The sequence below is a fragment of the Leptolyngbya sp. FACHB-36 genome (genome assembly GCF_014695955.1).
Classification (GTDB): Bacteria; Cyanobacteriota; Cyanobacteriia; order Leptolyngbyales; family Leptolyngbyaceae; genus FACHB-36.
In genome coordinates this window covers 1-4811 of sequence record NZ_JACJPG010000460.1, presented here as the reverse complement: position 1 = coordinate 4811, position 4811 = coordinate 1, and the positions used below count along the sequence as shown (strand labels likewise).

Below are 4811 nucleotides of genomic sequence, written 5' to 3'. Positions count from 1 at the left end.
TATTCCTGCTGTTCTAAAGATTGTGGCCCAGACCTTTCAAGCAGGTCAACCTGAGAACTGCGCCTACTTTGAGCATGATACTGACGATAGAGTTTATCTTCGATACTGGTTGTCTGAGAACTATGTTTTCCGCCCTGAAGAATTGCTGGCATTGGATGGCGATCGCTTTGCGATAATTCGTCGGCTGGCAAGCGGATTCACAGTACCAGATATTTACTTAGGAACCCCTGTGCGGGAACGAACACGAGCAGTCGTTGTAGATCACCTCGCTGGCACATCAGAGCCGGATTTTGATGAATTTGCTTGTGTCAACGGTTGGCACGTGGAGTTGAATGTGCCATTGGTAGTTGATGATTGTGCTGATGGGGCATTAGTCATTTACCGTTCGGCAGATGAACAGTTCACGCCAGCCGAAGTGACCCTTGCAGAATCTTTGGGCAAGCAACTGGCCTTGGCAATGCAGGCAAATCGCTTAGCGACAGAAAGCAAGCTCAAAGCGGTGGAGACAGCGATCGCTCGTGAACAGGAAAAAGCCGCTCAAGAACGAGCAGTAGAATTGGCAAAAGCCAATGATGCTTTAGGACGCAGTCTTAATCGACTTGCTAATAATCGCAACCTGAATTCTTTTCTTGGGCACGTTTTGCAAGAAGCGCTTCAAATGCTCGATGGAGCGATCGCCCAATTTTTCATCTACGACCCAGAAGCTGATACATTGATGCCTTCTATTGCAGTTGACTTGCATGGAGAAGTATTGCCTACACCAGGGTTAATGGGTAACTTACCAATCAGCGAACCTTTCCCTGCCACTATTACAAAAGCATGGGAACGAATGTTGAATCAGCGTAGCCCCATTTACTTCGACATGCTTCGAGATGCTGATGACTACTGGCCAGGTACACTCGATTGGCACCGTAGCATGAGCCACTGTGGCTCTATCTGCACTGCTTTGATGATAGGCGACCAACCCTTAGGTATGTTGGGGTTAGCACTTCAGGGACGGAGCGACTTTACAGCTTCTGAATTTGAGTTTTTCCACGCACTAGCGCAACAAGCGACATTAGCAATTCAATTAACACGGCTGGCAGAAGAAGCCAAACGAGTGGCGATCGCCCGTGAACAAGAACTCGCTGCTCAAGAACGTGCGGCTGAACTAGCAAAAGCGAACGAATCCCTCAGACGTAGCCTGAGAAAGTTGGCAAACGAGCGTAATCTCGACGCTTACCTTGAGCACATTCTGCGTGAAGCCCTACAGATGCTCAACGGCACGATCGCTCAAATCTTTTTGTATGACAGTACCACCGATACCTTAACCGCATCTGTAGGAGTCGATCAGCAAGGCGAGTTTCTGCCGACCCCAGGATTGGTGAGCGAACTGCCGATCGCGCAACCCTTCCCCGCCAACCTCACAGGCATCTGGCAACGCCTGCTAAACCATCGGGGTGCAATTCAGCTCGACCTCGATCGCGATGCACACGATTTCTGGCCCGGCACGATCGAGTGGCACCGCAGTCGAGGCAATCAGGCGATTCTTTGTGTGCCGATGCTGATGGGGGACATGCCGCTGGGACTGTTGGGACTCGCCTCAACCGAGTGCATCGAGTTTACCCATTCCGAGTTGGAGTTTACGCAAGCCTTAGTGCAACAAGCCACCCTAGCCATTCAACTCACACGACTGGCAGAAGAAGCCAAACACGCGGCAATCTACGAAGAACGGAACCGCATGGCAAGCGAAATCCACGACACTCTCGCCCAAGCCTTTACAGGTATCTCGCTTCAGCTTGAAGTCGCTAAAGAACTAGTTGGGCAAGACCCACAAACGATGCAGCAAATTCTCAACCACATCAGCCAGCTAGCAGAAACCGGACTCACCGAAGCCCGTCGATCGGTCTGGGCACTCTATCCCCCTGCTGCCGAATATGCTGACCTCGCCCAACTGCTCTACGACAGCGTGGAACAAATGACCCGCAACACCACCACCACCATCGAAGTCAACCTGCAAGGCACGCCCTGCCCGCTGCCCCCCTTTATCGGTATGAACCTACTGCGAATTGGACAAGAAGCCCTCACAAACGCCCTCAAACATGCCCAAGCCCAAACGATCGCCATCGAACTCGTCTACGAATCGGCTCATATCAGCCTCACCATTCGTGACAACGGACACGGCTTCATCCCACCCACGGACCCCCTCAACGGTGGCTTCGGGCTGATAGGCATGTATGAACGCTGCGATCGTATCGGTGCTCAACTCAGCCTCACCAGTCAGCCAGGACAAGGCACTCAAATTCTCGTCGAAGCACCCTTGAGCTAGGCAGAAGCGAGAAGAGAAAAATTATGACAACCACACGGAGGGAACCCAATGGTGAATTACCAACGAAACGTCGGAGAACCCGAACCCCGTTCTCCCTCTCCGCCCGCTACCCGTCCTTCCCCTCCTCCTGCACCATGAGCGACACCGACATTCGAGTCCTAATTGCCGACGACCATCCCGTTGTGCGCTCTGGTCTATCGATGATCATTCAATATGCGACTGGCGTTGAAGCGGTGGCTGAAGCTAGTACGGGCATCGAAGCGGTTGAACTGTTTCGTCAACATCAGCCCGACGTGGTGCTGATGGATTTGAAAATGCCCCAGATGGGCGGCGTTGACGCAATCACTACGATTCGTCAGGAGTTTCCCAATGCCCGCATCATTGTGCTGACTACCTATGACGGCGACGAAGATATCTATCGCGGACTCAGTGCCGGAGCCAGAGGCTATCTGCTGAAAAACGTCACTCGTCAGGAGCTAGTCAAAGCAATTCAGTGCGTCCATGCCGGACAAAAATACATTCCTGCAGAAGTGGGTGCTCGGTTAGCTGAGCGCATGAATAGCCCCCAACTCACCGAACGTGAACGTCAAGTGCTACTTCAAATAACCGAAGGCAAGTCAAACCAGGAGATTGCTAAGATTCTGCACATCAGTGAAGGCACAATCAAGTTTCACGTTAATGGTATTCTCAGGAAACTGGGAGTCAGCGATCGCACACAAGCTGTTCTAGTAGCACTCAAACGCGGCATTGCTAATCTTTGACAGATGTTCGCTAGATCGCCCAGACCCTCTAAAGCACCCGTAATTCAGACGTAAGCCGTCATACCTGAGTTTGTCGAGTCAGATCAAAGATTTGCAAATCGCCCTCTGTCCAAGAAACGCGTCAAAAATTCTCGGTGTCGCTACCAATATTGTTTGCATCCGCTCAGCAGGAACGTTAGACGCAAGAAAACTGTGATTCTTCTTTAGGGCGAATCCTTGTGAAATCTCCAGCTTGAAAGCGCTCTAGCGGCAGCTTCTTTGAACCATCACGCAGTTGGTATTTTACAATTGCTTATCAACGGACCCATCACCACTGCTTAAACAAGCTACCGGAAAAAATATATGAGCACGATCAAAGTCAAAGACGGGACAGAAATTTACTACAAGGACTGGGGCAGCGGTCAGCCCATTGTTTTTTCGCACGGGTGGCCGCTATCAGCCGACGACTGGGACACTCAAATGATGTTCTTCTTGAGCCACGGCTATCGCGTCATTGCTCATGACCGGCGAGGTCACGGACGATCGAGCCAAGTCAGCGACGGACACGATATGGATCACTACGCCGATGACCTTGCCGCGCTCACCGCGCATCTTAATTTAGAGAATGCTATCCATGTTGGTCACTCAACTGGCGGCGGAGAGGTCGCACATTACATAGCGCGCCACGGCGAAAGTCGGGTCGCCAAGGCTGTTCTCATCAGCACAGTGCCACCACTGATGGTGAAGACTCTCGACAATCCCGGCGGTCTGCCCAAAGAAGTATTCGACGGCCTCCAAGTGCAGGTGGCGACTAACCGGGCGCAATTTTATTGGGATTTCCCAGCCGGACCCTTTTACGGTTACAATCGACCGGGCGCGAAGGCAGCCCAAGGTGTTGATTGAGAATTGGTGGAGACAGGGCATGATGGGCGGGATTAAGGCACACTATGATGGCATTGTGGCTTTCTCCCAAACCGACTTCACAGAGGACCTGAAGAAGATCTCGGTGCCGACCCTGGTAATGCACGGCGATGATGACCAAGTCGTCCCTTATGAAAGCTCTGGTCCACTGAGCGCCAAGTTGGTGAAGGGTGCGATATTGAAAACCTACAAGGGTTTCCCGCATGGCATGCCAACGACGAATGCAGACCAGATCAATGCAGACCTCTTAGAATTTATTCAGTCGTAGACGCGAACTGCGCGTCTTGCTCAGGTAAGGCTTGCTGCTGCCACCCCAATGCGTCTAACCAGGCGATGAAGCAGGCGGGTGAGGACTTTGGTGAAGTGCCTGGAGTTACTTGCCGCTGCTTATCTTGGTCGTTAGCATTAGCAATCTACGATCTGGTGCGTCTTCAAGGTGAAAGTAATTGGTAAAACTGATTTTCCCGGTCTCAAGACGGAGGTTCCTTTCGCTTGTACCAGGCGCACATTTCCAGCAAGTAGCAGCCGACCAAAGCACTTCTTCGGTTGTATGACGGCTAATCTGGACGTGCTGTCGAAAGTGTAATTTCTGGTTATCTTCAAGCAGGTTCAATGGGAGTTCATCCCAAGGCAGATTCAGCGTGTAGATGTCGGTCTGGGCAACCATGTCAGTTCACCTGGAGTTCAACAGTCTTGTGCTTAAGCAGTGCGATCGCAACTGAGCGATCGCCCGCTACTGAGCGGTGATCAATGTAATGCGATCGAGAGCAGCGCGATAGCGTTCTGAATTGCCAATCTGTTGATAAAACTTGGCAGCTTGTTTGAAGTCTGAGATGGCAGAC

General features: G+C 51.6%; 2 protein-coding genes and 1 pseudogene. All 3 read left to right on the top strand.

Translation table 11 applies throughout. From position 1 onward, the window contains the following. On the top strand, nt 1-2308 hold a 2308-nt coding region (locus H6F43_RS13130), incomplete at its 5' end, for a GAF domain-containing protein (protein WP_206754561.1). Nucleotides 2309-2442: 134 nt separating this feature from the next. After that, nucleotides 2443-3069: a response regulator transcription factor gene (locus H6F43_RS13125; protein ID WP_190343193.1), complete on the top strand. Its 627-nt coding sequence runs from the start codon at nt 2443-2445 to the stop codon at nt 3067-3069. 342 nt (nt 3070-3411) lie between these two features. Beyond that, nucleotides 3412-4237, top strand: a pseudogene (locus H6F43_RS13120) (alpha/beta hydrolase). Nucleotides 4238-4811 lie beyond the last annotated feature (574 nt).

What these genes read in the sequence shown, in the direction of transcription:
- H6F43_RS13125 (WP_190343193.1), top strand. Translation starts at nt 2,443, where the DNA reads ATGAGCGACACCGACATTCGAGTCCTAATTGCCGACGACCATCCCGTT.